General features: G+C 62.3%; 26 protein-coding genes, 1 tRNA gene and 1 pseudogene. 14 read left to right on the top strand and 14 right to left on the bottom strand.

The annotated features are described in order from the left end of the window. The first annotated feature begins 19 nt into the window (after positions 1 to 19). The 3 genes from OSW16_RS08505 (at position 20) to OSW16_RS08495 (ending at position 2466) form a co-directional block, all read left to right on the top strand. Positions 20 to 541, top strand: a complete 522-nt coding sequence (locus tag OSW16_RS08505) for a histidine kinase (protein ID WP_267822262.1) — start codon at positions 20 to 22, stop codon at positions 539 to 541. 378 nt (positions 542 to 919) lie between these two features. Next, positions 920 to 1810, top strand: a complete 891-nt coding sequence (locus OSW16_RS08500; RefSeq protein WP_267822260.1) for a sensor histidine kinase — start codon at positions 920 to 922, stop codon at positions 1808 to 1810. Further along, positions 1807 to 2466 (top strand): response regulator, encoded by a 660-nt coding sequence (locus tag OSW16_RS08495; protein WP_241803154.1) that lies wholly within the window; start codon positions 1807 to 1809, stop codon positions 2464 to 2466. Before OSW16_RS08500 ends, OSW16_RS08495 begins: the two co-directional genes overlap by 4 nt. On the opposite strand, the gene yegS is transcribed toward OSW16_RS08495, so the two are convergent. Then, positions 2450 to 3331, bottom strand: a complete 882-nt coding sequence (yegS, locus tag OSW16_RS08490) for a lipid kinase YegS (protein ID WP_267822257.1) — start codon at positions 3329 to 3331, stop codon at positions 2450 to 2452. The two genes, OSW16_RS08495 and yegS, sit on opposite strands and share 17 nt — an antisense overlap. A gap of 448 nt (positions 3332 to 3779) precedes the next feature. Here yegS and OSW16_RS08485 point away from each other — a divergent pair, with 448 nt between their 5' ends. After that, positions 3780 to 5027, top strand: a complete 1248-nt coding sequence (locus OSW16_RS08485) for a glycosyltransferase family 4 protein (protein ID WP_267822255.1) — start codon at positions 3780 to 3782, stop codon at positions 5025 to 5027. Here OSW16_RS08485 and glp read toward each other — a convergent pair. Together glp and moaB are read right to left on the bottom strand one after the other, a co-directional pair. Beyond that, entirely contained in the window at positions 5016 to 6242 is a 1227-nt protein-coding gene (gene glp, locus OSW16_RS08480; RefSeq protein WP_267822253.1) for a gephyrin-like molybdotransferase Glp, read from the bottom strand. The two genes, OSW16_RS08485 and glp, sit on opposite strands and share 12 nt — an antisense overlap. After that, positions 6226 to 6765 carry a molybdenum cofactor biosynthesis protein B gene (gene moaB / locus OSW16_RS08475; protein ID WP_267822251.1) on the bottom strand — a complete coding sequence of 180 codons (540 nt, stop codon included), beginning with the start codon at positions 6763 to 6765 and terminating at the stop codon, positions 6226 to 6228. The genes glp and moaB overlap by 17 nt, the downstream gene beginning before the upstream one ends. Positions 6766 to 6940: 175 nt before the next feature. Here moaB and OSW16_RS08470 point away from each other — a divergent pair, with 175 nt between their 5' ends. After that, on the top strand, positions 6941 to 7162 hold the full coding sequence (locus OSW16_RS08470; protein WP_012313545.1) for a YgdI/YgdR family lipoprotein: 222 nt from the start codon (positions 6941 to 6943) through the stop codon (positions 7160 to 7162). An 82-nt stretch (positions 7163 to 7244) separates the two neighbouring features. Next, positions 7245 to 7321: transfer RNA gene (locus OSW16_RS08465), tRNA-Pro, on the top strand. Between the two features lie 53 nt (positions 7322 to 7374). Here the strand turns inward: OSW16_RS08465 and OSW16_RS27050 are convergent. The 3 genes and pseudogenes from OSW16_RS27050 to OSW16_RS08455 form a co-directional block, all read right to left on the bottom strand. Next, on the bottom strand, positions 7375 to 8079 hold the full coding sequence (locus OSW16_RS27050) for a methyl-accepting chemotaxis protein (protein WP_372490479.1): 705 nt from the start codon (positions 8077 to 8079) through the stop codon (positions 7375 to 7377). A 228-nt stretch (positions 8080 to 8307) separates the two neighbouring features. Further along, positions 8308 to 8418, bottom strand: a pseudogene (locus OSW16_RS27045) (hypothetical protein); the annotation flags it as partial. A 763-nt stretch (positions 8419 to 9181) separates the two neighbouring features. Beyond that, on the bottom strand, positions 9182 to 10945 hold the full coding sequence (locus tag OSW16_RS08455) for an ABC transporter transmembrane domain-containing protein (protein ID WP_267822246.1): 1764 nt from the start codon (positions 10943 to 10945) through the stop codon (positions 9182 to 9184). Between the two features lie 203 nt (positions 10946 to 11148). On the opposite strand from OSW16_RS08455, the gene OSW16_RS08450 reads away from it, so the two are divergent. Further along, the gene (locus OSW16_RS08450) at positions 11149 to 11322 is read left to right on the top strand and encodes a PA1571 family protein (RefSeq protein WP_241803147.1); all 174 of its coding nucleotides are present in this window, start codon (positions 11149 to 11151) and stop codon (positions 11320 to 11322) included. Between the two features lie 68 nt (positions 11323 to 11390). On the opposite strand, the gene pdxB is transcribed toward OSW16_RS08450, so the two are convergent. From pdxB to rlmM, 3 genes are all read right to left on the bottom strand, one after another. Continuing rightward, the gene (gene pdxB, locus OSW16_RS08445; RefSeq protein WP_241803146.1) at positions 11391 to 12533 is read right to left on the bottom strand and encodes a 4-phosphoerythronate dehydrogenase PdxB; all 1143 of its coding nucleotides are present in this window, start codon (positions 12531 to 12533) and stop codon (positions 11391 to 11393) included. A 60-nt stretch (positions 12534 to 12593) separates the two neighbouring features. Next, positions 12594 to 12836, bottom strand: a complete 243-nt coding sequence (gene tusA, locus OSW16_RS08440) for a sulfurtransferase TusA (RefSeq protein WP_012313540.1) — start codon at positions 12834 to 12836, stop codon at positions 12594 to 12596. 892 nt (positions 12837 to 13728) lie between these two features. Further along, entirely contained in the window at positions 13729 to 14796 is a 1068-nt protein-coding gene (rlmM, locus tag OSW16_RS08435) for a 23S rRNA (cytidine(2498)-2'-O)-methyltransferase RlmM (RefSeq protein WP_267822243.1), read from the bottom strand. A 223-nt stretch (positions 14797 to 15019) separates the two neighbouring features. On the opposite strand from rlmM, the gene acnA reads away from it, so the two are divergent. Together acnA and OSW16_RS08425 are read left to right on the top strand one after the other, a co-directional pair. After that, entirely contained in the window at positions 15020 to 17761 is a 2742-nt protein-coding gene (acnA, locus tag OSW16_RS08430; protein WP_267822241.1) for an aconitate hydratase AcnA, read from the top strand. A gap of 258 nt (positions 17762 to 18019) precedes the next feature. Further along, positions 18020 to 19585: a methyl-accepting chemotaxis protein gene (locus OSW16_RS08425; RefSeq protein ID WP_267822239.1), complete on the top strand. Its 1566-nt coding sequence runs from the start codon at positions 18020 to 18022 to the stop codon at positions 19583 to 19585. A gap of 40 nt (positions 19586 to 19625) precedes the next feature. Here OSW16_RS08425 and OSW16_RS08420 read toward each other — a convergent pair whose 3' ends face one another. The 5 genes from OSW16_RS08420 to OSW16_RS08400 form a co-directional block, all read right to left on the bottom strand. Further along, positions 19626 to 20510, bottom strand: a complete 885-nt coding sequence (locus tag OSW16_RS08420; protein WP_267822237.1) for a pseudouridine synthase — start codon at positions 20508 to 20510, stop codon at positions 19626 to 19628. Positions 20511 to 20561: 51 nt separating this feature from the next. Further along, positions 20562 to 20870: a transcriptional regulator gene (locus tag OSW16_RS08415; RefSeq protein WP_267822235.1), complete on the bottom strand. Its 309-nt coding sequence runs from the start codon at positions 20868 to 20870 to the stop codon at positions 20562 to 20564. 71 nt (positions 20871 to 20941) lie between these two features. After that, on the bottom strand, positions 20942 to 21373 hold the full coding sequence (locus OSW16_RS08410; RefSeq protein WP_267822233.1) for a D-Ala-D-Ala carboxypeptidase family metallohydrolase: 432 nt from the start codon (positions 21371 to 21373) through the stop codon (positions 20942 to 20944). Positions 21374 to 21477: 104 nt separating this feature from the next. Further along, a complete protein-coding gene (locus tag OSW16_RS08405; protein WP_267822231.1) occupies positions 21478 to 21717 on the bottom strand; it encodes a glutaredoxin family protein in 240 nt (79 codons plus the stop codon). A 73-nt stretch (positions 21718 to 21790) separates the two neighbouring features. Further along, positions 21791 to 22999 carry an ammonium transporter gene (locus OSW16_RS08400; protein ID WP_267822229.1) on the bottom strand — a complete coding sequence of 403 codons (1209 nt, stop codon included), beginning with the start codon at positions 22997 to 22999 and terminating at the stop codon, positions 21791 to 21793. A gap of 314 nt (positions 23000 to 23313) precedes the next feature. Between OSW16_RS08400 and OSW16_RS08395 the strand changes: the two genes are divergently transcribed. The 5 genes from OSW16_RS08395 to OSW16_RS08375 all read left to right on the top strand — a co-directional run bounded on the left by OSW16_RS08395 (position 23314) and on the right by OSW16_RS08375 (position 26731). Beyond that, positions 23314 to 23628 (top strand): DUF883 family protein, encoded by a 315-nt coding sequence (locus OSW16_RS08395; protein ID WP_012313531.1) that lies wholly within the window; start codon positions 23314 to 23316, stop codon positions 23626 to 23628. A gap of 9 nt (positions 23629 to 23637) precedes the next feature. Then, positions 23638 to 24012 carry a phage holin family protein gene (locus OSW16_RS08390; RefSeq protein WP_241803136.1) on the top strand — a complete coding sequence of 125 codons (375 nt, stop codon included), beginning with the start codon at positions 23638 to 23640 and terminating at the stop codon, positions 24010 to 24012. Beyond that, positions 24009 to 24338 carry a hypothetical protein gene (locus tag OSW16_RS08385; RefSeq protein ID WP_241803135.1) on the top strand — a complete coding sequence of 110 codons (330 nt, stop codon included), beginning with the start codon at positions 24009 to 24011 and terminating at the stop codon, positions 24336 to 24338. The genes OSW16_RS08390 and OSW16_RS08385 overlap by 4 nt, the downstream gene beginning before the upstream one ends. 162 nt (positions 24339 to 24500) lie before the next feature. Next, positions 24501 to 25832, top strand: coding sequence for a deoxyguanosinetriphosphate triphosphohydrolase (locus OSW16_RS08380; RefSeq protein WP_241803134.1), 1332 nt, complete (start codon positions 24501 to 24503; stop codon positions 25830 to 25832). 278 nt (positions 25833 to 26110) lie between these two features. Further along, positions 26111 to 26731 (top strand): response regulator transcription factor, encoded by a 621-nt coding sequence (locus OSW16_RS08375; protein ID WP_267822226.1) that lies wholly within the window; start codon positions 26111 to 26113, stop codon positions 26729 to 26731. Positions 26732 to 26735: the final 4 nt, after the last annotated feature.

The following is a 26735-nucleotide window of genomic DNA, read 5'->3' as shown; positions in this document are numbered from 1 at the left end:
CGTTACGGGCCGGGACCACATGATGGGCAGTTCAGCTTTCGACAGCAGCGCTCTGCAGGACTTTCTGCTGGATGCGCAAGTGTTGCTGACTCAGTCCCAGGAGTGCCTGCACCACCTGGAACTGATCGCCAATGACCCTGACGCCTGCCATTGCCTGATCAACACCCTCGATACACTTGCCCGGCGCGCCAGCGGCCTGGGCCTGCTTGAAGTCGCCCACTACGCCTGCGCCTTGCAGCAACTGCTCGCCCCGGCCTGCAGCCAGTTGCACCTGCACAATCAAGCCTTGCCTGCACTGGCGGAATGCCTGACCCTCCTGGCCTGGCAACTTGAGCTTGTGGATACGCACACCGGCCGGCTTGCCCTCGATACCAGCGAACAGACCGCCTTGCTGGCTGAGCTGGCAAACGCATTGGACCAACCATTGCCGCAAACGTGTGCGCCTTGCCAGGAAACGCACAGCGAACGTGCTGACACGCCCCTGGCTGGCCCCATGGACAGCCGCCCAACTTGCGCAGAAAAACGCACTAGCAGTCATTGACGACCTGCAACTAAGGCGGCGCTGAAAGACCGAATCCGGGTCCAACTAGTGAAGGGCCGAAAGTTCCTACAGCCTGTTTACCTGTATTCGCGCAAGTTGAACTGGGCGGGCCATTCTGGGCAATCGATGATGGCTATCTGCTGCTCGAATCAGTCCTTCGCAGCCCCCTGATGACCCCGCAAACCTTGAGGTTTCAAAGCAATACCCCACTCGCGACCAAACAGTCCTGAAGTGATACCATGCCCACTAACAAGTATCGGTCACCCGTATATGGATCGCCTCAACGCGCACTTGGCATTTATTGAAAGCAGCACGCCAAAGCCTCCGGCAAGACATGCGCAAGGCCTCCATCAGCAAGGTTTGAGTGGCTTCCCATCTATGCTCCCACGCTTGAAAAATGCCCTGCGTTGCCGCTCCCTCTCCGCTGCATTGCGCTGGGCGACCGCGGTGCTGTGCGTGGCGTCACTATTTGCCAACCTGCTGCTGTTCACCGCCGGGCATGCCATACCGGCGAGCCTGATGTTGTTACAGCTGATAGCAATGTGCGGGGTCGGCTGGCACCTGAGCCTAGGGGCCAGGTCTATCAGCTTGCGCCCGGCAGAGCTGGCCGATCGTATGCTCAAAGTCCAGGAAAGCGAACGCCAGCACCTGAGCCGGGAACTGCATGACGACATTGGCCAACTGCTGACCGCCGCCAAATTGCAGCTGGAGTGGTTGCAGCGGCGGCTGCCAAGCGATCTGCAGGCCCAATGCGGCACCCTGCGCAGCACACTCGATGACACGCTGAGCAAAGTGCGCGACGTCTCTGCAATCCTCAACCCACGGCAGCTGGCAAGCCTTGGCCTGGAAGCCAGCCTGCGTGCACATCTGGTGCGCACGCTCGCAAGCACAGACATGCATTGGAGCCTGGAGTGCCATCAAAGGCTGGGTGGCATTGGCGAGGAGGTGAGCATGGCTGCTTTTCGCATCACCCAAGAGGCGGTCACCAACATATTGCGCCATGCCAAGGCGCGCAACCTGATCATCCGCCTGCAGCGCAGCCCCGCCGGCCTGAGCTTGTCGATAGAGGACGATGGCCAGGGCTTCATCCCCGCCGCCAATCCCGCCGAGGCAGGCCAGCGCGGCATGGCGGGCATGCAGGAGCGTGCCACAGCACTGCAGGGCACGCTGAAAATCACCAGCCAGCTGGGCCTGGGCACCCGCATCGAGGTCTTGTTCCCATGGACACCCCGCACCGATGAACGCGCCAGGACACCTGCTATCCAATGACCTGTAGACTGCTGCTGGTCGATGACCATTCGCTGATCCGAGCCGGGGTACGTGCCTTGGTGTCTGATATCCCCGGCTACACCGTGGTCGGCGAAGCCGACGATGGCGGCCAACTGCTCGAGCAAGCTCAGCAACTGGCGCCCGACATCGTATTGCTCGACATCTCCATGCGCATGACCAGCGGCCTCGATGCGCTCACCTTGCTGCGCGCCTCAGGCAACCCTTGCAAAGTGCTGATCCTGTCCATGCACACCGACCCGGACCTGATCATGCGCGCCCTGGAAAGCGGCGCCCACGGCTACCTGCTCAAAGATGCCACCGCAATGGAGCTGGAGCAGGCACTGGCAGCGCTGCGCAGTGGCGAGCGCTACCTCAGCCCGGCCATCGCCCACACGGTGATCAACCAGGCACTCATGCGTGCCCAGCAGGGCAAGCAGCCGAACATCGACCGCCATAACCTCACTGCGCGGCAGCTGGAAATCCTGCGCCTGATCGTACGGGGCAAATCCACCCGCGAGATCGCTGCCGGCCTTGCCCTGTCGATCAAAACGGTGGAAACCCATCGCTCGCAGATCATGAAACGCCTGCAGATCTACGACGTTGCGGGGCTGGTACTGTTCGCCGTGCGCGAGAAAATCATCAGCCTGGATGACTGAGCAGCGGCGAATTTGGCGGCAGGTGCAAACGCAGCGCCGCAGGCAGGGCCTCGAAGCGCAGGCTGTCAGCCTTTAGCGGCTCACCGTCGAGGTTGATGTCCAGGCCTTGGGAACTCTTGATCTCGACCCAAGGCAAGCGAGCCCGAACGAACAGCCCTTCACCCGCCAGCAGCTCACGCAGTGCCCCTACCACTTCTTGCGGTGCCGGCAGGATAGCGATGTCGAGCAGGCCGTCATCCACCAAGGCATCGCCACACAAAACCTGGCCACCACCTGCCTGGCGACCATTGCCGATGCCCAGCGCCAGCAAGTCACCCTGCCAGTGGAAGTCCGGGCCTGTCAGCTCCACAGACGCGGCCTGCAACTCACTGAAGCGCGACAGCCCGGTAAACAAGTAAGCCGCTGCGCCCAGTACCTTCTTCAGGTCCTCGGAGGTGTTGGCAGTGACCTGACTGCCGAACCCGCCGGTGGCCATGTTCAGAAACATCTGGTCGCCAACCTTGCCCAAATCGATTGGCCGAGCCGGCATGTCCAGCAGCGCCAGGGCCTCAGCCGGCTGCAATGACACGCCCGCGGCCTTGGCGAAATCGTTGGCGGTACCCAACGGCAGCAGTGCCAGGCTGGCCTGCGTGTTCGCCTGCCCCATGGCTTCGGCAACATCACGCAAAGTACCGTCGCCCCCCCCTGCCACCACATGGGTGTAGCCGGCGGCCAGCGCCTCGGCCACCAGCCGCTGGGCATCACCCGCCTCCCAGGTCACCCGCACATCCAGCGTCCAGCCCCGCTCACGCTGGGCGAGAACGGCCGTGCGCACATCTTCGTTCATCGCCTGCTTGCCGTGCAGGATCAACATTGCCTTACCCATTACGCTTCTCCCAAGGGACAGCCCATTGCAGATCTCGACCACAGGCGGCGGCAGATTGCTGCATGCACGCGCTGACCTAGCACTACTATCAGCAGGTATTTGCACAAAAACCGTCCGCAACGCATCAACAGATTGAAAGCTTCGGCCATCAGGCGCATGATCGACAAATATTTGGCCAATGCCGGTATTTAGCGAAAAAAGAGTCGTTTTTTTGACTTTTTTAACGCCAGAACCCTGGCAGAGCGACCCATCAGCCCTAGGTGCAGCGCCGAGTCGAGCGTGTGAAATGAGCGTTCTGACCCCCTGCAGGATCGACCACAGCGAATACCTCGGCGAAGACGATAGCGTGGGCTTTACTGAAATGTATGGACGCGTCCCGGTTGCAGCCATCCGCTGACTGCCAATGGACGCGTTTTTTGTCTGCAGCCTTTAGCGAGGATTGTGGTTCATGCGCATACTCTGGACGCTGCCCTACCTGCCTTGGCCAACCACCAGTGGCAGCAAGACCCGGCAATACCACCTGCTACGCGCCCTGGCGCAGCACGGGCATCGGATCACCTTGCTGGTGCAGTCGAAAATCCCGCTGAACGATGCCACCCGCGAAGCGCTGGAGCCCCTGGTCGAACGGCTGATCGTACTCCCCCGCCGAGCCTTGCACAGCCCGCTCAACCTGCTGGCCTCACCGATCATCGACTACCCCATGCGGGCAATCATCAATGGCTTGGCGCCTTGCCTGCGCCACCGCTTCGAGCAATTGCTGGACGAGCCCTGGGACGTGATCCAGATCGAACACAGCTACGCCTTCCAACCCTTCGAAAAAGCCCTGCAGGCCCGCGGCCTGCCCTACATGCTCAGCGAGCACACACTCGAATCGGTGATGGGCGCCGCCTGCCATGACCGCTTGCCACTTTGGCTACGCCCGCTCAACGCGTTCGACCGCTGGCGCTATCGTCGCTGGGAGCAACGCGTACTCTGCCAACCCACCGAAGTGGTGGCGGTGAGCGCCCATGACGCTGACCTCATCAGCCAGATCAGCGGGCGCCCAGTGAACGTTGTGGTCAACGGTGTAGATTGCGCGTATTACGAACAGGTATGCCCGGCGTTGCACAGCCAGCGCCTGCTGTTCGTTGGCAACTTCGAATACGGCGCGAACCTTGAGGCCATCGAATGGGCGCTGGAAGAAATCCTGCCTCAGGTATGGATGAGCAACCCTGCTGTGCGCCTGGCCATCGCCGGGCATGCCATGCCGGCCTCATGGAAGTTGCACTGGAACGATCCCCGCATCGAGTGGTTAGGTTATCGCCCTGACCTTCGCGAACTGCAGCGGCGCTCGGCGCTGTTCTTCGCCCCCCTGCGCTACGCCGGCGGCTCCAAGGTGAAGATTCTCGAAGCCATGGCTGCCGGGCTGCCGGTGATCACCACCAGCAAGGGCGTTTCAGGCCTTGCCGTGAACAGCGGCGAGCATTACCTGGGCAGCGATGACGGTGACCAGTTGGCACTGCTGATTACCCAGTTGCTCAACCAACCCTGGCGCATGAGCCAACTGAGCCAGGCCGGCCGCCAGTTCGCCCGGCAGCGCCATGACTGGAGCGTGGCGGCGCAGCAACTGGAGACCGTGCACATGCGCCTGACCCAGTCAGCGCCTGCCACCGCCCCGCAACCTGCAGACCCGTGGCTTGGGCGTTCAGCCAAGTAGCTCGCTCAGTGGGATGAACGTGACGCTGTCACCCTGCTGCGGCGTGCTGCCTTCGCGCACCTCCACCAAGCCGTCAGCCCAGGCGGCGCTGCGCAGCACACCAGAGCTCTGGTTCTTGTAGATGTGCACCCGGCCGTTATCGATCCGCGCCCGCAGGTATTCGCGCCGGGTTCCGGCCTTGGGCCAGTCGAAACCTGCAGGGACGTCGAAACGTAGCGGAGTGACCTGCGCCACCCCTTGGCGGCGAAGCAAGTACGGGCGTGTAAGCAGGCCGAAGGTCACCAGTGTCGACGCAGGGTTGCCGGGCAGGCCGATCACCGGCACGCCTTGATAGTGCCCGAATGTCAGCGGCTTGCCGGGTTTGATCGCCAGCTTCCACAAGGCCAGCTCACCCGCCTCACGCAGCGCCGCGCCCAGGTAATCGGCCTCGCCCACCGAGACACCCCCAGTGGACAGGATCAGGTCGACATCACCCAAGCTGGCCAGGCATTGGCGAGTGAGCACCAGGTCATCAGGGAGAATGCCCATGTCCTGCACTTCACAGCCCAGGCGTTGCAACCAGCTAACCAGCAGGCGCCGGTTACTGTTGTAGATCTGCCCTGGGCCCAGTGGCAACCCTGGCTCGACCAACTCGTCACCGGTGGACAACACGGCCACCCGTACCCGGCGCACCACCTGCAGCCGAGCATGCCCCAACGTTGCGGCCAACCCCAGTTCGATCGGGCCCAGGCGCGTACCTGCGACCATCACCTGTTCACCCTGGCGGGTTTCCTGGCCCTGGGGGCGGACATTCTGCTCAAGCCTCATCCGCTCGAGAAAACGTACCCGGCCATCCTCCAGCACCTCGGTGTTTTCCTGCATCTCGACGCAGTCGGCACCGGCCGGCAGCGGGGCACCGGTGAAGATCCGTGCGCACGTGCCGGGCTGCAAAGGCTCGGGCGCGTGCCCGGCAAAAATGCGCTGGCTGACGGGCAACGGCAGGCCGTGGTAATCGGCCAGACGCAGTGCGTAGCCATCCATGGCACTGTTGGGCCAGGGCGGCAGGTCGAGCGAGGCCACCAGGTCGGTCGCCAGCACCCGGCCCTCGGCCTCTGCCAGCGAGACGGTTTCGATGTCCCTGATCGGCGCGGCCTCGGCCAAGGCCAGCAGGCGCTCCAGCGCCTCCTCCACCGCCATCAATGGCCGGGCCGGAGATGCCTCAGCCACGGCTTTCACAGGCCGCAACCTGCTTCAGGTGCGCAACGAAATTGCACGGACGATGGCGGGCATCGAGCTGCTCGGCAAGGATGCCGTCCCAACCGGTGCGCACAGCATTGGTCGAGCCCGGCAGGCAGCATATCAGCGTGCCGTTGGCCAGGCCGGCCAAGGCGCGCGACTGAACAGTGGACGTGCCGATGTCGGCGACGGAGATCTGCCGGAACAGTTCGCCGAAGCCTTCTACCTGCTTGTCCAGCAGGCAGGCCACAGCCTCAGGCGTACTGTCGCGCCCCGTGAAGCCGGTGCCGCCGGTAATCAGCACCACCTGCACGCCGTCATCGGCGATCCAGGTGGCGACCTGGGCGCGGATCTTGTAGAGGTCGTCCTTGAGCAGCTTGCGCTCAGCCAACTGGTGGCCCGCCGCAGTCAGGCGGTCGACGAAGGTCTGCCCGGAGGTGTCGGTTTCAAAGGTCCGGGTGTCGCTGACGGTCAGCACGGCAATGTTCAGGGCCACGAAGGGGGTATCTGCCTTGGCTTTCATGAGTGTCCATCGCAGGGGAAAGGGATGGCGCATTTATATCACAGCCTGCCCTGCGACAACTCCGACAGACCCAGGTCAATACCCTGGGTTTGGCGCTATGCTGCACTGTGCAAGGAACTTGCGCAGACGCCTTGCGTCTTAACGTCATCTAGCACCATCGCACTGGAGAAACACGATGATTAAACGGACCCTTCCCGCCTTCATGCTCGCCCTGGGCCTGGGCGCCCTCGCTGGCTGCGCCTCGCCGACCGTTATCACCCTGAACGACGGCCGCGAGATCCAGGCTGTGGACACTCCGTCCTTCGACGAGGACTCTGGCTTCTATGAGTTCGAGCAACTCGATGGCAAGCGTACACGGCTGAACAAAGACCAGGTTCGTACCGTCAAAGAGCTCTGATCGAACGCCCTGTTTCGGGCCTAAGGCCTTTTAACAACAAGGGCTTGCGTTCGAAAAAACCATGCAGTAGGATTTTGTTCATCGGAGTGTAGCGCAGCCAGGTAGCGCGTCTCGTTCGGGACGAGAAGGCCGCAGGTTCGAATCCTGTCTCTCCGACCAGATCCTTCAAAAAGCCCGCCATCGTGCGGGCTTTTTGCTGTGCGCGATCAGTACTACGCGGTAAGACGCGACGTGACTTCACCCAACTGCCCCGACAGCCCATGCAGGCGCTGGCCAGCCTGCTCGGTGTGCTGCACTGCCTCCTGGTTGGCAGTTGCGATGCGGGTAATCTCGATCAGGTTACGCGAAATATCCTCGGCCACACTGGTCTGTTCCTCAGCTGCCGTGGCGATCTGCCGGTTCATGTCACGGATGGCTTCGACCGCGACGGTGATGCGCTGCAGCATCTGCCCTGCCTGCTGCACCTGCTCGGCACCCTCCTCGCTGCGCTGCTGCCCGCTTTCGATGGCCTTGACCGCCTCCACGGCACCAGACTGAACCGCCTCGATGATCTGATGGATTTCGGCGATCGACGCCGCCGTGCGCTGAGCCAGGCTACGCACCTCGTCGGCGACCACCGCAAAGCCGCGCCCGGCCTCACCCGCACGGGCCGCTTCGATGGCCGCATTGAGCGCCAGCAGGTTGGTCTGCTCGGCGATCCCACGGATCACTTCCAGCACCTTGCCGATGCGCGAACTGTCATTCTCAAGATCGCGGATTACCGCCGCAGTCCCTGCGATCTCCTGGTTGACCACGCCAATGATGTCGATGGTCTGCTGCATGACCTGCTCGCCGGCCTGGGCACTGTGGTCGGCTTCATCGGCCGCCCGCGCGGCTTCGGCGGCGTGACGGGCAACCTCTTGGGCAGTGGCGGACATCTCGTGCATCGCCGTCGCCACCTGATCGGTACGCTGGAACTGGTCATGGGTACCGCGCGCCATGTCGCCGGCGATGCGGCGCAGCTGGCCACTGGCGCCTTCGAGCTCTTGAGCATTGTCCTTGAGGCGGCCAACGGTGTCGGCAAGGAAATCACGCAAGGTATTGGCGGCACGCGCAAGGCGCCCCAGCTCATCCTCCCGACGGCTGTCGACCCGCGCCGCAAAATGGCCTTGGCTCAGTTGGGCAACGTATTCGATCAACTGACTGATGGGCTCGATCAGGCTGCGGTTGACCCGCCACAGGCTGAGCAAACCCACCAACAGCGCCGAACCGAGCATCACCAGCATACCCAGCCATACCGTACGCTCGGCACTGGCATTGATGCTGACGGCCCGCTCACGGGCGTCGGCGCGCAACTGCTCGACCAACGCGCTCATCTGCTCGCTGGCAGCACGGTCGACACCTTTGACCGCCAGATCGCCAGCGGCCGGGTCACCCCCTGCCGCCAGAAACGCCTGGCGCCCCTGCGCGTAGGCCGCGCCTAGTTGCCGATGGCTGTCACGCAACTGCTGCAAAGGCTCCTTGAGCTTCTGATCACTGCTGTCGATCAGTTGCCCAAGCAATTGCTGGACCTGCTGCTCACGGGCCTGGAACTGCTGCCAGTACTTCTCCAGTTCGGCCGGCTGACGGCCGCGCAGCAGCACGTTCTTCCACTCCTGCACCTGGATCTTGAACTGCAGGTTGGCTTCGTCGATCGATTGCGAGGCCTGCAGTGGTCCATCGACCAGCGTGGCATAGCTGCGCACACTGGAGGACAGAAACTGGAAACACACCAAGGCAATCAGCAGCATCGCCACCAAGCTGCCGCCGAGCAGGGCAAGAATTTGTACTCTGAGGGATTTTCGCAGCATCGCAGATCTCGGGAACAAGGATTGAGGAAACAGCGTGCCGCTGGCAGCGCCGCCACAGACGTCCATGTCCTCGTTCGCAGGCCAAAAAAAAGCTGCCATCGATCGATAGCAGCCAGGTCGAGCACTTACGCAACAGTTGAAGGGATACTCTCAAGCAATTGCTACAAAAATGTTACAAGCCTTGGGCGCGTCAAGCGTTGTTGAACTGCAGTGAGGCGAGCCTGGCGTACAGAGGGCTTTTTTCGAGCAGTTCACGGTGAGTACCCACTGCCACCAGGTGCCCCTTGTCGATGACTGCGATGCGGTCAGCATGCTGCACCGTGGCCAGGCGGTGGGCGATGACCAGCGTGGTGCGGCCCGCCATCAGGCTCGGCAGGGCCTGCTGGATCAAGTGTTCGCTCTGCGCATCGAGGGCGCTGGTGGCTTCGTCGAGCAGCAGGATCGGCGCATCCACCAGCAACGCCCGGGCAATCGCCAGGCGTTGCCGCTGCCCGCCCGACAGGCCGATACCGCCCTCGCCCAGTGGTGTCTGGTAACCCTGCGGCAATTGCCGGATGAACGCGTCGGCATGCGCGCCACGCGCCGCTGCCTCTACTTCGGCCAGGCTGGCCTCGGGGCGCCCATAGCGGATATTGGCCTCGACCGTAGCGCGAAACAGTGAAGGGTTCTGCGCTACCAGCGCGAACTGGCGGCGTAGATCGCCCAGCGCCAGGCTGGTGATTGGCTGGCCATCCACAACGATGGCGCCCTGCTGAGGGTCGTAAAAACGCAGCAGCAAGTCGAACAGGGTCGATTTGCCGGCGCCGGATGGCCCCACCAGCGCCACGGTCTGGCCTGGCTCGATGACCAGGCTCAGGTTGTCGATGGCGGCGACCGATGGCCTGGAAGGGTAAGCGAATACCAGGTTCTTCAGCTCGATATGCCCGCCAGTGCCCTGCCGACGCAGCGCCAACGGCTGCTCGGGCTCGATGATGCTGCTGCGCGCCGCCAGCAGTTCGGCGATACGCTCGGCCGCACCGGCAGCGCGCTGCAGTTCGCCGATGACTTCGCTCAGCGTTCCGAAGGCACTGCCGACGATCAGGCTGTAAAACACGAAGGCTGCCAGTTCGCCTGCGGAGATGCGCCCGGCGATCACATCCGTGCCGCCGACCCATAACATCACCCCCACCGCGCCCAGCACCAGCACGATCACCAGGGTGATCAACCAGGCCCGCTGCGCGATGCGCTGACGCGCCACGGCGAAAGCCGCCTCAACCGTATCGGCGAACAGCTGGCGATCGAGCGCCTGGTGGTTGTACGCCTGCACGGTCTTGATCTGCCCCAGCGTCTCGGCCACATAGCTGCCCACATCCGCCACCCGGTCCTGGCTCTGCCGCGACAGGCTGCGCACGCGCCTGCCAAACAGCAGGATCGGTGCCAGTACCAACGGCAGGGCCACCACGACGATGCCGGTGAGCTTGGGGTTGGTGATGAAAAGCAGCACGACACCGCCGATCACCATGAGGGCGTTGCGCAGGAACATCGACAGCGATGAGCCGATGACCGCCTGCAGCAAGGTGGTATCTGCGGTCAGCCGGGACTGGATCTCCGAGCTGCGGTTGTCTTCGAAAAAGCCAGGGTGCAGGCCTATCAGGTGATCGAAGACGGCGCGGCGAATATCGGCCACGCACCGCTCACCGATCCAGGAAACCAGGTAGAAGCGGCTGAATGTACCGACCGCCAGCGCCAACACCAATAACAGGAACAAGCCGATGGTCTGATTGAGCTGGTGCGCCGAACGGGTCATGAATCCTTGGTCCACCAATAGGCGGATGCCCTGCCCCATGGACAGCGTTATGCCGGCGGTCACTACCAGAGCCAGCAGCGCCAACAGCGCTTGGCCTCGGTATGGGCGCATGAATTGCCAGCAGAGAAACAAAGCGCGACGCTGACGTGAAGATACCGGTTCGGGCATGGCGATGGACCACAATGACAGTGAAACAGCAGCCTACCATTCATCCCGCCTGGCAGTGGCTATAGCCCATCGTTCTAAGCCATCGCTGGAGGTTTATCGCTCTTTCTGGTGGACTGTAACTGCCGTGGCCTCCAAGCGCCGCTGTCACAGGCCAGTCACGGCACAGGTTTACCTTGATATTGGACCTGATGAGGAGACGTTAAATGAGCTTGCAGCATGGCAGCGACACCCAGAAGCCCCAGAACACCCCGCAACAGAAGGTCTGTGGCTCGATCATCGATGCCCAGGGGCGTGAAGTACCGATTACCGAGCAAATGATCCAGCAGGCCTGCAAGGACCTGGAAGCCAGCCGGGTGAAAAAGGTACAAAAGGGCTGAGTGAAGAATTGATTTAAACCCGGCGCTGGCGCCGGGTTTTTATTTGCCCGTGATGTTCTGCCTGCTCATCAAACGACCACTGCACCCAAGGCGTTGGCCATCTGCACCAACTGCGCAGCCTCGCCTGGCAACCGCACCGCCAACCCTTCGATTTCACGGCGTGGCGGGTACTGTTTGCGCAAGAGGTCGAAGGCCGCGCGTTGCTCGGCTGCGTCGTCGCTCAGGCTGCGACGGAAATCGGCATCGTCGCGGCGCGGGTCGTACACCGCCCGGCACAAGGTCGCCAAGGCCCAGCCCAGGTCCGCTTCGCCATCGAACTCGATCTGCGCCAGCGGCGGTTTGGGCAGCAGATCCTGCAACTGCACGCGCTCGTCTTCACCCAGGAAGCGGCACAATGCCTGGTAGATCTGCGCCGTGCCGCGCTGGCGGCCATCGAGGCTGTAGCCGGCGATGTGCGGCGTGGCCAGGGTGCAGAGGTCGGCCAGTTGCAGGTCGACCTGGGGTTCGCCTTCCCATACATCGAGCACGGCGTGCACGTCTTCGCGGTCCAACAGCAGCTCTCGCAGGGCAAGGTTGTCGACCACCGGCCCACGGCTGGCGTTGATCAGCCATGCGCCAGGGCGCAGTTGCGCGAGCTGCGCTTGGCCCAGCAGGTGCCAGGTGGGGTGCTCGCCGTCACGCTGCAAGGGGGTATGCAGGCTGATCACATCGCATTGTTCAAGCACTGTTTGCAGGCTGACGAAATCGCCGCCCTCAGCCGCCTGGCGCAGCGGGTCGCAGACCAGCACCTTCCAGCCCATGCCGTGCAACACGCGCACCAGCCGGCCACCGACCTCCCCTGCGCCAACCACGCCATAGGTGCGCTGGGGCAGCGCCGCGCCGTCCAGGTCGGCGAGGGTCAGCAGGCTGCCGAGCACGTAGTCGACCACACCGCGGGCATTGCAGCCCGGGGCGCTGCTCCAGTGGATGCCCGCTTCGGCGAAGTAGTCCAGGTCCAGGTGGTCGGTGCCGATGGTGCAGGTGCCGACGAAGCGCACCTTGCTGCCTTCGAGCAGTTGCCGGTCGACTTTGGTCACCGAGCGCACCAGCAGCACGTCGGCTTCTTTGACGCTGGCGGCGTCCATGCTTCTGCCGGGGAAACGGCGGATCTCGCCGAAACCTTGGAAAAATGCATCGAGCAGCGGGATATTCTCGTCGGCAACTATCAGCATGGCGCTCTCCTGTCTGGGGAACGCAGTGTAGGTGCTATGCCCGGCACGATCCAGCGTGGATCAGTCGGCTTTCTTGCGAATCCAGTACAGGTAGGTACCGGCTTCTTCCTGCTGCTGGAGCAGTTCGTGGCCAAGGAAGTTGCAGAACTTGGGAATGTCGCGGCGGGTGGAGGGATCGGTGGCGATGACCTTGAGCAGGCCGCCGGCGGCCAGATTGCGTACGTGGGTGTGCAGCATCATCACCGGTTCTGGGCAGTTCAGGCCAGTGGCATCGAGGATGGCGTCGGGGGTGAAGTCTGTCATGGGTGGCTCCGCAAATGATCGCTATTGTGGCGCATAGCGCGGCACGCACCAATACCCACCCGCCCCTGCGCTGCAAGCGCAATGTCCCTCGCCTTCGCCGCGACCTCGCCTGTGCCTGTGCCTTTGCCTTTGCCTTTGCCTGTGCCTGTGCCTGTGCCTGTGCCTGTGCCTGTGCCTGTGCTTTTGCTTTTGCTTTTGCTTTTCAGCGCGCGGTAGTTCAGGCACCGCAGATTGCGACTTCAGGAGGCCGAGCGCAGGTCTTGCGGAGGGAGGTGACGGGCATGGATGCCCGTCAAGCGCTTCGGCCCATGGATGGGCCGTGAGCGCGGTCCTCCCGGGAGCAAGGCCGGAGCGAGGGAACCCCGAAGCGCAGCGTAGGGGCCGGATGATAGGAGCCAGCCTTTTTTGGTTACTTTTTGGGGCGTTTGCCAAAAAGTGACCCGCCGTAAGGGCGGAAAGGTGAGTGAGCGTCGCCACAGCAAATGGATATGCCCAGATGAATAAAAACCCCAGCATAAGCTTTGGCTTCTGGCTTCTGGCTTCTGGCTTGTGGCTTGTGGCTTGTGGCTTGTGGCTTGTGGCTTTCAGCTAGCGTGAAGATCCATTTGCCGGGGAGGCGCTGAATCACGGGGCAGGCCCACAAAAACCGCCCGCTCCCATCATCCGGCCCCTACGCTTCGCTCCGGGGTTCCCTCACTCCGGCCTTGCTCCCGGGAGGACCGCGCTCACGGCCCATCCATGGGCCGAAGCGCTTGACGGGCATCCATGCCCGTCACCTCCCTCCGCAAGACCTCCGTTCGGCCTCCTGAAGTCGCAATCTGCAGCGTCTGATCTACCGCGCACTGAAAAGCAAGAGCAAGACAGCGGCAGCGGCAGCGGCAGCGGCAGCGGCTTATTTTCGCGGCTTCAGGTCCAGCCTGCGCAGATGGCAGGTCACTTCCTCACGGTCGTGATACAGCTGCTTGCAGGCAATCGAAACCTTGACCTTGCCCGCCTTGAAGGTCGCCTCCATGCGGTCCAGCAGCCGACGCACTTCGGCATATCGCTGCTTCATCGGCAATTTCAGATTGACCACCGCCTCCCGGCACAAGCCCTCCCCCAACCAAGTCTCGATCAACGCAGTAGTACGCGCAGGCTTCTCGACGATATCGCAGACCATCCAGTCCACCGGTTGCTTGGGCTGCCAGGTGAAGCCATCGGCCATCAAGTGTTGCACCAGACCAGTGTCCATCAAACTCTCGGCCATCGGCCCGTTGTCGATCGCAGTGACCAGCATGCCCCGGCGTACCAGTTGGTAAGTCCAGCCACCCGGCGATGCCCCAAGATCAACACCGGTCATGTCATCGCCCAACCGCTGCTCCCACTGCTCGCGCGGAATGAACTGGTGCCACGCCTCTTCAAGCTTCAACGTCGAGCGGCTCGGCGCCTCCCGCGGGAATTTCAAGCGAGGAATGCCCATCGGCCACAGCGCACTGTTGTTCGCATCGGCAACGCCAACGAATACCCGACGACCACTGATGAACGTCAGCAACAGCCGAGGCAGGCTGGCGTTATCGACCAAGCGCCCGGCTTTTTCCAACGCCTTGCGCAGCGGCACCTCGAACTTGCGGCAAAACGTCGACAGCTCCTTGCCATCGTTGCTGTCGAGCACCTCCAGCCACAGGCTGCCAAACACCGGCAATGCCCGCAGATGCTCAAGCAACACGCTGACCCGATCGGTCTCAGGCAGTTCGATGTAGCTCCCCCGCGCCCACTGGCGCGGGAAGATCAGTTGAGCAAAGCGCAACTGCGCCATCAACCGCTCGGCACCGTCGGCTTCGGCGCAGACAAACTCGGCGCAGGCGCTCTGCGGCTTGCCTTTGGCATAACCGGCAACCCCCAGGCGGGCAGCGTGTTCGCTGATCTCCGCGCAGACCTCGCCCTCGAACCCGGGCCGGCTATGCATGAACAGGGTATTCATCTCTCACTCCACTACGGCTGACGCACCAAAGGCGCCGGCAGGGCGGCGATGATAAAGGAAGATCGGAACCTGCGACATGCCCCGCCGGTCCAGAATAGGGTCAGGGCAGACAAACCGGTCTAACCTGACTCTTCAGCCAGGTCCGTACCGTGCGGGCCGAAACACCGCGGTGACACCGGCATCAACCAGCCAATGCCGGGCACCGGTGCATAAGGAGTTGGCAATGCCCTCGCTCGATAGCCTGAACACCCTCAAAACCCTCGAAGTGGCCGATCAGACCTACCACTACTACAGCCTTGCCGAAGCGGCACGACAGCTCGGAGACCTGCAGCGCCTGCCCATGTCGCTCAAGGTGCTGCTGGAAAACCTGCTGCGCTGGGAAGACGGCAAGACGGTCAGCAGCGACGACCTGCGCTCGCTCGCCGACTGGCTGCAAGACCGTCGTTCCGATCGCGAAATCCAATACCGCCCGGCGCGGGTACTGATGCAGGATTTCACCGGCGTGCCAGCGGTCGTCGACCTGGCGGCCATGCGCGCTGCCATGGCCAAGGCCGGGGGCGACCCACAGCGAATCAACCCGCTGTCGCCTGTGGACTTGGTGATCGACCACTCGGTGATGGTCGACCGCTACGCCACCCCCAAGGCGTTCAGTGAAAACGTCGACATCGAGATGCAACGCAACGGTGAACGGTACGCCTTTCTGCGCTGGGGCCAGAGCGCGTTCGACAATTTCCGCGTAGTGCCGCCGGGCACCGGCATCTGCCACCAGGTCAACCTGGAGTACCTGGGCCGTACGGTATGGACCCGTGAGGCCGACGGGCGCACCTACGCGTTCCCGGACACCTTGGTCGGCACCGACTCGCACACCACCATGATCAACGGCTTGGGCGTGCTCGGCTGGGGTGTGGGCGGGATCGAAGCGGAGGCTGCCATGCTCGGCCAGCCAGTGTCGATGCTGATCCCGGAAGTGATCGGTTTCAAGCTTACCGGCAAGCTGCGCGAAGGCATCACCGCCACCGACCTGGTGCTGACCGTGACCCAGATGCTGCGCAAGAAAGGCGTGGTCGGCAAGTTCGTCGAATTCTACGGTGACGGCCTGGCCGACCTGCCCTTGGCCGACCGTGCCACCATTGCCAACATGGCGCCGGAATACGGCGCGACCTGTGGCTTCTTCCCGGTCGATGAAGTCACCTTGGACTACCTGCGCCTTTCGGGTAGGCCGCAGCAAACGGTGCAACTGGTCGAACAGTACTGCAAGACACAAGGCCTGTGGCGCCTGCCAGGCCAGGAACCGCTGTTCACCGATACCCTGGCCTTGGACATGGGTGACGTCGAAGCAAGCCTAGCCGGGCCCAAGCGCCCGCAGGACCGCGTTGCGCTCGGCCAGGTCAGCCAAGCGTTCGACCACTTCATCGAACTGCAACCCAAACCGCTGGCCAAAGAGGTCGGCCGCCTGGAAAGCGAAGGCGGTGGAGGTGTAGCGGTGGGCAATGCCGACCAGGCCCGGGAAATCGACTACAGCCACCAGGGCCAGACCTATACCCTGCGCGACGGCGCTGTGGTGATTGCCGCCATTACCTCCTGCACCAACACCTCCAACCCCAGCGTGATGATGGCGGCTGGCCTGGTGGCGAAAAAGGCGCTGGAGAAAGGGCTACAGCGCAAACCCTGGGTGAAGAGCTCGCTGGCACCTGGTTCCAAGGTGGTCACCGACTATTACAACGCCGCCGGGCTCACCCCTTACCTGGACCAACTGGGTTTCGACCTGGTCGGCTACGGTTGTACCACCTGTATCGGCAACTCCGGCCCACTGGACGAGGCCATCGAGAACGCCATCGGTAGCGCCGACCTGACCGTGGCCTCGGTACTGTCGGGCAACCGCAACTTCGAAGGCCGGGTGCACCCGCTGGTCAAGACCAACTGGCTGGCCTCGCCACCCTTGGTGGTGGCCTACGCGCTGGCCGGCAGCGTGCGCCTGGACCTTATCCGTGACCCACTGGGCACAGGCAAGGACGGGCAGCCCGTGTACCTGCGCGACATCTGGCCCAGCCAGCAGGAAATCGCCGACGCCGTGGCCAAGGTCGATACGGCGATGTTCCACAAGGAGTACGCCGAAGTATTCGCAGGTGACGCCCAATGGCAGGCGATCGAGGTACCGCAGGCGGCCACTTACGTGTGGCAGGACGACTCCACCTATATCCAGCACCCTCCGTTCTTCGACGGCATTGGCGGGCCACTGCCAGTGATCGAGAACATCCAGGGCGCGCGCATTCTCGCCCTGCTTGGCGATTCGGTGACGACCGACCACATCTCCCCCGCCGGCAACATCAAGGTCGACAGCCCGGCCGGGCGCTACCTGCGCGAAAAAGGCGTGGAACCTCATGACTTCAACTCGTACGGGTCACGGCGGGGCAACCATGAGGTGATGATGCGTGGCACCTTCGCCAACATCCGTATCCGCAACGAAATGCTCGCCGGTGAAGAAGGCGGCAACACGTTGTACGTACCCACCGGGGAAAAACTCTCGATCTACGACGCGGCCATGCGCTACCAGGCTCAAGGCACACCACTGGTGGTGATCGCCGGCCAGGAATACGGCACCGGCTCCAGCCGCGACTGGGCAGCCAAGGGCACCAACCTGCTGGGGGTCAAGGCGGTACTGGCGGAGAGTTTCGAGCGCATCCACCGCTCCAACCTGGTCGGCATGGGCGTGCTGCCGTTGCAGTTCAAAGCCGGCCACGATCGCAAGCAACTCGGGCTCACCGGCAAAGAGCAAATCGACATCCTGGGCTTGACCGGGGCTCAGGTAAAACCCGGCATGACCCTGCAACTGCGCATCACCCGTGAGGACGGGCAGCAGCAAGACATCGAGGTGCTGTGCCGGATCGATACCGTCAATGAAGTGGAGTACTTCAAAGCCGGCGGCATCTTGCACTATGTATTGCGGCAACTGATCGCCAGCTGAAACTCAGTGACCGGGGCGCACATGCGCCCCTTTTTGTTTCGACGCCTGGCGCTTGGCCTACCAATCAGTCATGATTTGACCCGCACGTCATCATCTGCAATACATCGCCAATAGTGGCGCCTTCTTTCGCGAACGTGCCAGGCTGCTAACGCAATCAAAGCCGCCTGTTCCTGCGCCAGATCAACGAAGTTAAATCTCCATTCAATAAAAACGCTGGCTTGCCGATATCTGTCGAAAGCCTTGCGGATTACTCAGCCCATGCGTAACAACCAGCCGATCACTCAACGGGAAAGGACTTTCCCTGCCCAACAACGCCTGATCTCGACCACCAATGCCAAAGGTGTGATCACCTATTGCAACGATGCGTTCGTCGAGATCAGCGGCTTCACGCGCGAGGAACTGGTCGGCGCACCGCACAACCTGGTACGCCACCCGGATGTGCCCCCTGCGGTGTTCGCCCACATGTGGCAGACCCTCAAGCAAGGCCAGCCCTGGATGGGTATCGTCAAGAACCGCTGCAAGTCGGGTGACCATTACTGGGTCAACGCCTATGTCACGCCGATCTTCGACAACAACCAGGTGACCGGTTTCGAGTCGGTGCGGGTCAAGCCCACCGCCGAGCAGATCCGCCGCGCCGAAGCCCTGTACCAGCGCATCAACCAGGGCAAACCGGCCGTTCCGCGGCGTGACAAGTGGCTGCCAGTGCTGCAGGACTGGCTGCCCTTCATCCTGGTCAGCCAGGTCGGTTTCCTGATCGGTAACTGGCTCGGGCATTCCTGGGGCTTCGCCCTGGCCGCCGCCCTGTCGGTGCCGCTCGGCCTGCTGGGCCTGGGCTGGCAACAACGCGGCCTCAAACGCCTGCTGCGCCTGGCCGAACAGACCACCTCCGACCCTTTGATCGCGCAGATGTTCACCGACAGCCGTGGCGTGCAGGCGCGCCTGGAAATGGCCCTGCTCAGCCAGGACGCGCGTATGAAAACCTGCCTGACCCGCCTGCAGGACAGCGCCGAACACCTCAGCGATCAGGCACGCCAGTCCGATGTCCTGGCCCATAAGAGCTCCTCGGGGCTGGAGCGCCAGCGGGTCGAGACCGAGCAGGTTGCCGCTGCCGTCAACCAGATGGCCGCCACGACCCAGGAGGTGGCCAACCATGTACAGCGCACTGCCGATGCCACGCAGGAAGCCAACCGCCTGACCAGCCAGGGCCGGCAGATCGCCGGTGAAACCCGCGACGCCATCGAGCGCCTGTCGGCGGCCGTGGGTGAAACCGGCGAAACCGTGACACAACTGGCCAAGGACAGCGACGAAATCGGTGGCGTGGTCGATGTGATCAAGGGCATCGCCGACCAGACCAACCTGCTGGCACTGAACGCCGCCATCGAAGCGGCCCGCGCTGGCGAGATGGGCCGTGGCTTCGCCGTGGTAGCCGATGAAGTGCGCCAGCTGGCCCAGCGCACCGCTGAGTCCACAGGGCAGATCCATGGCCTGATTGCCAAGCTGCAACAGACGGCCAACAACGCCGTGCTCACCATGGAGTCTGGCCATCGCCAGGCTCAGGAGGGCGTAGAACGTGTGATGCAGGCGGACCAGGCGTTGGTGGGGATCAGCGAGGCGGTGGCCAACATTACCGACATGGCGACCCAGATCGCAGCCGCCACTGAAGAGCAGACTGCCGTGGCCGACGAGATCAGCCGCAACATCAGCACGATCGCCGAACTGGCCGACCAGACAGCCGAACAGGCGCAGCACTCTGCACAGCTCAGCGAAGCATTGACCACTACCGCCGGTGGCCAATACTCACTGGTGGAGCGCTTCAACCGCTGACAACACAGCGCCCCTTCGCGGCACTAACCTTGAAGGGGCACTACCAACCGAGGGTCAGGCGGCTCTCGAAAAACCGCTCGTCCCCCGTCAACGGGTCGGCAAAGCGCAAGCTGTGTGCCAGCAGCTTCAATGGCCGCTGGTAATCATCTTCCACCTCGAGAAGCGCTGGATAGAACGGGTCGTTACAAATCCCCGCCCCCAGTGCCGCCATGTGCACCCGCAGTTGATGGGTCTTGCCAGTCACCGGCGAAAGGCCGTAGCGCCACAACTCCCCCCGCTTCTCCAGCACCTCGGCCAGGGTTTCGCTGTTATCGTCGCCCTGTACCTCATGCATACGGAAAAACGGCTCGCCATGCACCAGGCGGCTTTTATGCACCCGCGGAAAATCATGCTGGGGCAAGGCCGGGGCGATGGCCTGATAGCGCTTGTCGATACGACGCTCGGGAAACAGACGCTGGTACGCGCTGCGGGTTTGCGGGTTGGCCGAAAACAACACCAGCCCTGCGGTATGCCGATCGATGCGGTGCAACGGCACCAGGTGAGGGTTGTCCAGACGCCGGATCAGACGGCGCAGCAAAGTCTGTTCGACATATTCACCGGTCGGCGTAACCGGCAGAAAATGCGGTTTGTCGGCCACCACCAGATGCTCATCCACATGCAGGATGGTTTCCTGAACCGGGATCGGCCGCTCGTTGGGCACCTCGCGAAAATAGTGCAGACGCATGCCGCGGCGGTAAGGCAGGTCGGCTGCGACCGCCCGGCCTTCGGCGTCGAGCACCCGGCCACGAGCAAAACGGTCAAGCCACTGGGCACGCTCGATCGCCTTGAAATGGTCGCACAGGCAATCAAGTACCGTCGCCCAGTTGCCAGGTGGCAGGCAGACCGTGCTGGCTTGCTGGCGGGCGGGGTCGAATGGCGTGGTCATGGCGAGACTCGGGGCAGGCAGGGCCGGGCATTATCCCCCAACCCCGCCAGCTCAACCAGCCTGGACCACGGCCTCGCTGCGTGCCTTCAGCCAGCGCAGAACCTGCACGGGCTCCCAGCGGCCTGGATCATAGAGCGCATACAGCAAGCCTTGGTAACCCACCACATCCAACCCTCGATGGTACCCGGCCCGCTGAAACAGGGCCTCGATCTCGGCGAAGCAGGTGTTGAAATGGACCTTGCCGAACGGCGTACGGTCATCGGTGACCAGGCCTTCGAGGCGCAGTTCCAGCACGGCGTCACATACCCGCTCCACCGGCATGCGGTTGACGCTGTACTTGAGTTGCTCGACATTGAGCATGGGCTTACCTCGATACTGTATTTATATACAGCATACGAACTTGCACACCCCGCCGTCAATTGATCCACGCCTCACCGCAAACCTGGCAGGTAGCCTGTGCCCCTGCGGATGGTCAGCACTTCACGACGCGGCACGTCCGGGGTTACCGACAGGTGGACCCAACTGTCGAACTCGAGGATCATCTGGTCGAAATTCACTGCGCTTGCGCTCACCCGGCGGACCACCTCCCGATGACTGATGCTGAATATCTTGAAATCTGCAGCCAGCCCGTGCAGGTGCTGGCTACGCGAAGAGCCGCCTATCCGTTTGTTCAGCGCGGGTGAGCGGTAACCACTGCTGACGATCACCGGCAGACCGAACAATGCTCGCACCTGCTCAAGGGCGTGACAGAGTAGATGAAGGTTACTGATGACTTGCTGCGGTGGCGTATTGTCCAGCCCTTCGCGAGAGGCGACCTGCGAGGCAACCATCTCTTCCAGGGTAAAGTTTGGTGTGATGAACATGACTGCATTCTCGACGATGATGAAGTACCGGCGTCTGTCGCCGGTACGGCATCTTCGAGCAACAGCTCAGCGCATGCAGGCAGGCGATGCTTCCCCTGCCGCCATCATTGCGCGAGGAAGGCCACGACCTGTTCAGGATCGAACGGCCAGTGCAGCTCCGCCGACGTATCGCAACGACGCAATACGGGAATGATCAGCCCGTAGCGCTCGAACAGCGCCTCGCTGTCGGCGATATCGACCAGCTCGACCAGCAGACCATGATCGACGAACGGCATGAGCACCGATTCGGCCACTTCGCACAAGTGGCACCCGACGGTGCCGAAGAGTTGGCATTCAGGCAGCATGGGGCGGGACCCGGTTTGGCGTGGATGAGAAGCCTATTCTAGGTCGCTACCGCCCCATGTGCACCTGGCTCGCTCAATCCTGGCTGGTGGCACCGATGCGGTGCAGCGACAGGTCGGCGCCCTGGAACTCCTGCTCATGGCTCAGGCGCAGGCCGAGGACCGCACGGATCAGCCCGTACACCACAAAGCCGCCAAGCAGCGCGATCAGCACCCCTGACAGGCTCCCGATCAACTGGCTGATCAGGCTGACGCCGCCCATACCGCCTACGCTCGCCTGCCCGAAGATGCCACAGGCGATCCCGCCCCATACGCCGCACAGCCCGTGCAAAGGCCATACGCCCAGTACGTCGTCGATCTTCCAGCGGTTTTGCGCGGCAGTGAAGCTCCACACGAACAACACGCCCGCCACTAGGCCAGTAGCCAGCGCACCGAGCGGATGCATCAGGTCCGAACCTGCACAGATCGCCACCAGCCCAGCCAGCGGCCCGTTGTGCAGGAAACCCGGGTCGTTGCGCCCGGCCAACAAGGCTGCCAGGGTGCCGCCGACCATGGCCATCAGCGAATTGATCGCCACCAGGCCACTGACGCCTTGCAAGGTCTGCGCGCTCATGACATTGAAGCCGAACCAGCCGATGATCAGGATCCACGAGCCCAGTGCCAGGAACGGAATGCTCGATGGCGCGAAGGCCACCAGCCGACCCTCACGGTACCGCCCCCGCCGAGCCCCAAGCAGCAGCACTGCCACCAGTGCCAGCCAGCCGCCCATCGCATGCACCACCACCGACCCTGCGAAATCATGGAACGGCGCACCGAAGCGCGCCTGCAGCCATGCCTGAGCACCGAAGTTGCCATTCCATACCACGCCCTCGAAGAACGGGTAAATGAAGGCTACGATCAACGCTGTGGCACACAGCTGAGGCACGAACCGCGCACGCTCGGCGATGCCCCCGGAGATGATCGCCGGTATGGCTGCTGCGAACGTCAGCAGGAAAAAGCACTTGACCAGCGCATAGCCGTGGTCGGCGGCCAGTTGGGATGCCGGGGCCAGAAAACTCGCACCATAGGCAACCCAGTAACCGATGAAGAAGTACACCAGCGCCGAGATGGCGAAATCGCTGAGTATCTTCGACAAGGCATTGACCTGGTTCTTGTGGCGCACGGTGCCCACTTCGAGAAACGCGAAGCCCGCGTGCATGGCAAGCACCAGAATGGCGCCCATGAGGATGAAAAGTGTATTGGAACCGTGGACCAGGGTGTCCATGGCGCTGTGCATGTTGTCCATGAAAAGGCAGACCTGACTGAAAAAAGGCACCAGGACAGTTCAAGAACCTGCATCCATGCACCGGATCGGTGCCAGCCCACTGCCCGGGTACGGTGAACCGAGCGAAGCCTGCGTGGTTTTTCTTGGGTTTGTCGTGGATTGGGTTAAGGTTTATCGGTATATGCCGGGGTCGTTGCCCTTTATCGGCGCACCGCTGCGGTTTACGCCCCGCGTTGTGGCAATCTTCTTTAGCAAGGCCCATACCAGCAACGGAAGTGAACCTTCAGCGCTCAGCGAAACTCGAATGACCTACATATCGACACAGGGAGAGCACCATGGCCAGCAAATCGGCAAAGACTGCACAAGAGATATTGATGGCGGACTTTCAGGCTTTGGTCCGTGACACAGAGAAGCTCCTGGCCGACACCGCCAATCTGGCGGGCGACCAGGCCGATGAGCTGCGTGAGCAGATTCACGAGCGCCTTACCCAGGCCCGAGAAACCTTGCAACTGACCCAGGAGTCGGTACGTGAGCGGGGCCAGGCGGCCTTGGGCAGTGCCGAGCACTACGTACAGGAAAACCCTTGGCAGGCCATCGGCATTGCCGCAGGTGTCGGCCTGCTGATTGGCCTGTTGGCCAATCGGCGTTAAGGAGCTTCCATGGACAATGACGCCATTGGCACCGGCGCTTCGGGCAGGCGCCTGGGCGCCGCGATACTGGGGCTGCTGCATAGCCATATCGAACTGTTCGGTATCGAACTGCAGGAGCAGAAAGGACGCACCCTGAGCCTGTTGCTGTTCGCCGGCCTGGCGCTGGTGTTCGCCCTGCTGCTGCTGACAGCCCTGTCAGGCCTGCTGCTGGTGTTGCTGTGGGACAGCTACCGCCTGGCCGGGATAATCGGCCTGTGTGTGTTTTATGGTGTGGCTGCGCTGTATTGCGGCCTCCGCTTGAAAGCCGCGGTGTTCGACGAGTCTTCGCCGTTTGGCGCCACCCTCGAAGAACTTGCCAAGGATCGGGAGCGTCTGCTGCCATGAGCCTGCCTGAACTACCCAATACACGTAACCCACGAGAGCTGCGCAAAGCCCTGCTGCGCCTGCGCATGGAGATGCACCGCCAGCAAATCCGCCAGGAGTCCGGGCAAATGCTGCAGCCACTGCACCGCCTGCGCGGCATGGGCGGCTCACTGCATGATGGCCTGGGCATCAAGCACGCCCCTCTATGGGGCATTGGTGCGGTGGTGGCGCTGGGCTTTCTGACCGGTAAAGGGGTGCGCAGCGGCAACCTATCGCGGCTGGTGCGCCTGGGCACTACCCTGCTGCCGCTGGTGAAGCTGTATCTGCAAGGCCCACGGCGCTCCTGAGCCACCACCAGAGCCGTCAATCACAGGTGACCCACGCGTTTGCAGCGTGGCTCGCACCTGTGAGCGACGACTTGCCGACGATAAGGCCGGTAGCGATTTTCCGCTTGCACAGCCCCGCGCGACACCGGAAGCTACGCCATTCGACCTACAGGAGAGCGAGCCTTGGACTGGCATACCCTGCTCACCCGCGAGCGCCTGGGCAAAGCCCTGTACAGCCCTGAGGAACTGGGGCGTAGCCCCTTCCACAAGGACCACGACCGGATCATCTTCTCAGGCGCGTTTCGCCGCCTGGGGCGCAAGACCCAGGTTCACCCGGTTTCCAGCAACGACCACATTCACACACGCCTGACCCATTCCCTCGAGGTTAGCTGTGTAGGGCGCTCACTGGGCATGCGCGTCGGCGAAACGTTACGGGGCAGCCTGCCAGACTGGTGCGAACCCAGTGATCTGGGCATGATCGTGCAGTCCGCCTGCCTGGCCCACGACATCGGCAACCCACCGTTCGGCCATTCAGGCGAAGATGCCATCCGCCATTGGTTCCAGCAGGCTGCAGGGCGCGGCTGGCTGGATGACATGACGGATGACGAGCGCGGCGACTTCCTCAACTTCGAAGGCAATGCCCAAGGCTTTCGCGTGCTCACCCAGCTTGAGTATCACCAGTTCGACGGCGGTACCCGCCTGACCTACGCCACCCTGGGTACTTATCTGAAATACCCCTGGACCGCCCGGCATGCCGATGCCCTGGGGTACAAGAAGCACAAGTTCGGCTGCTACCAAAGCGAACTGCCGCTGCTAGAACAGATCGCCCAGAAGCTCGGCCTGCCCTTACTGGAGGAGCAACGCTGGGCGCGCCATCCGCTGGTCTATCTCATGGAGGCAGCCGATGACATCTGCTACGGCCTGATCGACCTGGAAGATGGCCTGGAGATGGAGCTGCTGCAGTACGCCGAAGTGGAAGCACTGTTGCTGGACCTGGTCGGCGATGACTTGCCAGAAACCTATCGCCAGCTTGGCCCTGCAGATTCGCGGCGACGCAAGCTGGCGATCTTGCGTGGCAAGGCCATCGAGCACCTGACCAACGCCGCTGCGAGCGCTTTCGTCGAGCAACAGCAGGCCTTGCTTGCCGGGCAATTGAGCGGCGACCTGGTCGAGCACATGCATGGCCCGGCCAAGCGCTGCGTGCTTCAGGCCAAGGACATGGCACGCAACAAGATATTCCAGGACAAGCGTAAAACGCTGCACGAAATCGGTGCCTACACCACCCTGGAAATCCTCCTCAACACCTTCTGTGCTGCCGCCCTGGAGCAGCATGGCGGGCGCACGCCGTCCTTCAAGAGCCGCCGCGTACTGGATCTGATTGGTAACAATGCCCCCCACCCGCATGATTCTCTGCACAAAGCCTACCTGCGCATGATCGATTTCATCGCCGGCATGACCGACAGCTATGCCAGCGAGATGGCCCGCGAGATGACCGGCCGCTCCAGCCCGACCTGAACCTGGGTGCTGCCGCATGCCTTTACGCATGCGGCCCCTTTTATTGAAGGATATTTCCTACAAATATCGTCAACTGTTAAACAGAAAGAGTATCTCCAAATAAAAAGTTACCAATGGACCTTTGACACTGAATCAAACTCTTACGCTTCGTAGCTCAAATTGCTTTCCACTGTAAGCCATTTCCCATATACGTTTAATCGCCCCACTTCACACCCCATGTCAGATGCAACTGGGTTAAGGTGCCCCCTGCCCCGTCATCCGCCGTAGGGAAGTTGAACATGCACTCCGTATTTATTGTCGATGACCACCCCGTCATCCGCCTGGCTGTCCGTATGCTGCTTGAAAACCAGAACTACAAAGTCGTCGGCGAGTCGGACAATGGCGTGGACGCCATGCAGATGATCCGCGAAACGCTGCCCGACCTGGTGATTCTGGATATCAGCATCCCCAAGCTAGACGGCCTGGAGGTCCTTTCGCGCTTTCAGGCCATGGCGTTGCCGCTGAAGGTGCTGGTCCTCACCGCGCAATCGCCCGCGCTGTTCGCCATACGCTGCATGCACTCGGGTGCAGCAGGCTATGTGTGCAAGCAGGAAGACCTGAGCGAGTTGCTCAGCGCTATCAAGGCGGTACTTGCCGGATACAACTATTTCCCCAGCCAGGCCATCCACATCGACCACGAAACAGCGGATACCGATTTGCGGCTTTTCCGCCAGGTCAATGATCGTGAACTTATGGTGCTGCAACTTTTCGCCCAAGGGCGCAGCAACAAGGAAATTGCCAAAGGCATGTTTCTGAGCAACAAGACCGTCAGCACCTACAAGAAGCGCCTGATGCAGAAACTCCAGGTCGACACCTTGGTCGACCTTATTGAAATGGCCAAACGCAACGCGCTGGTCTGAGGTG

The sequence above is a fragment of the Pseudomonas putida genome (genome assembly GCF_026625125.1).
Classification (GTDB): Bacteria; Pseudomonadota; Gammaproteobacteria; order Pseudomonadales; family Pseudomonadaceae; genus Aquipseudomonas; species Aquipseudomonas putida_X.
The sequence above is the reverse complement of the archived record's forward strand: the minus strand, read 5'-3'. Positions and strand labels throughout refer to the sequence as shown.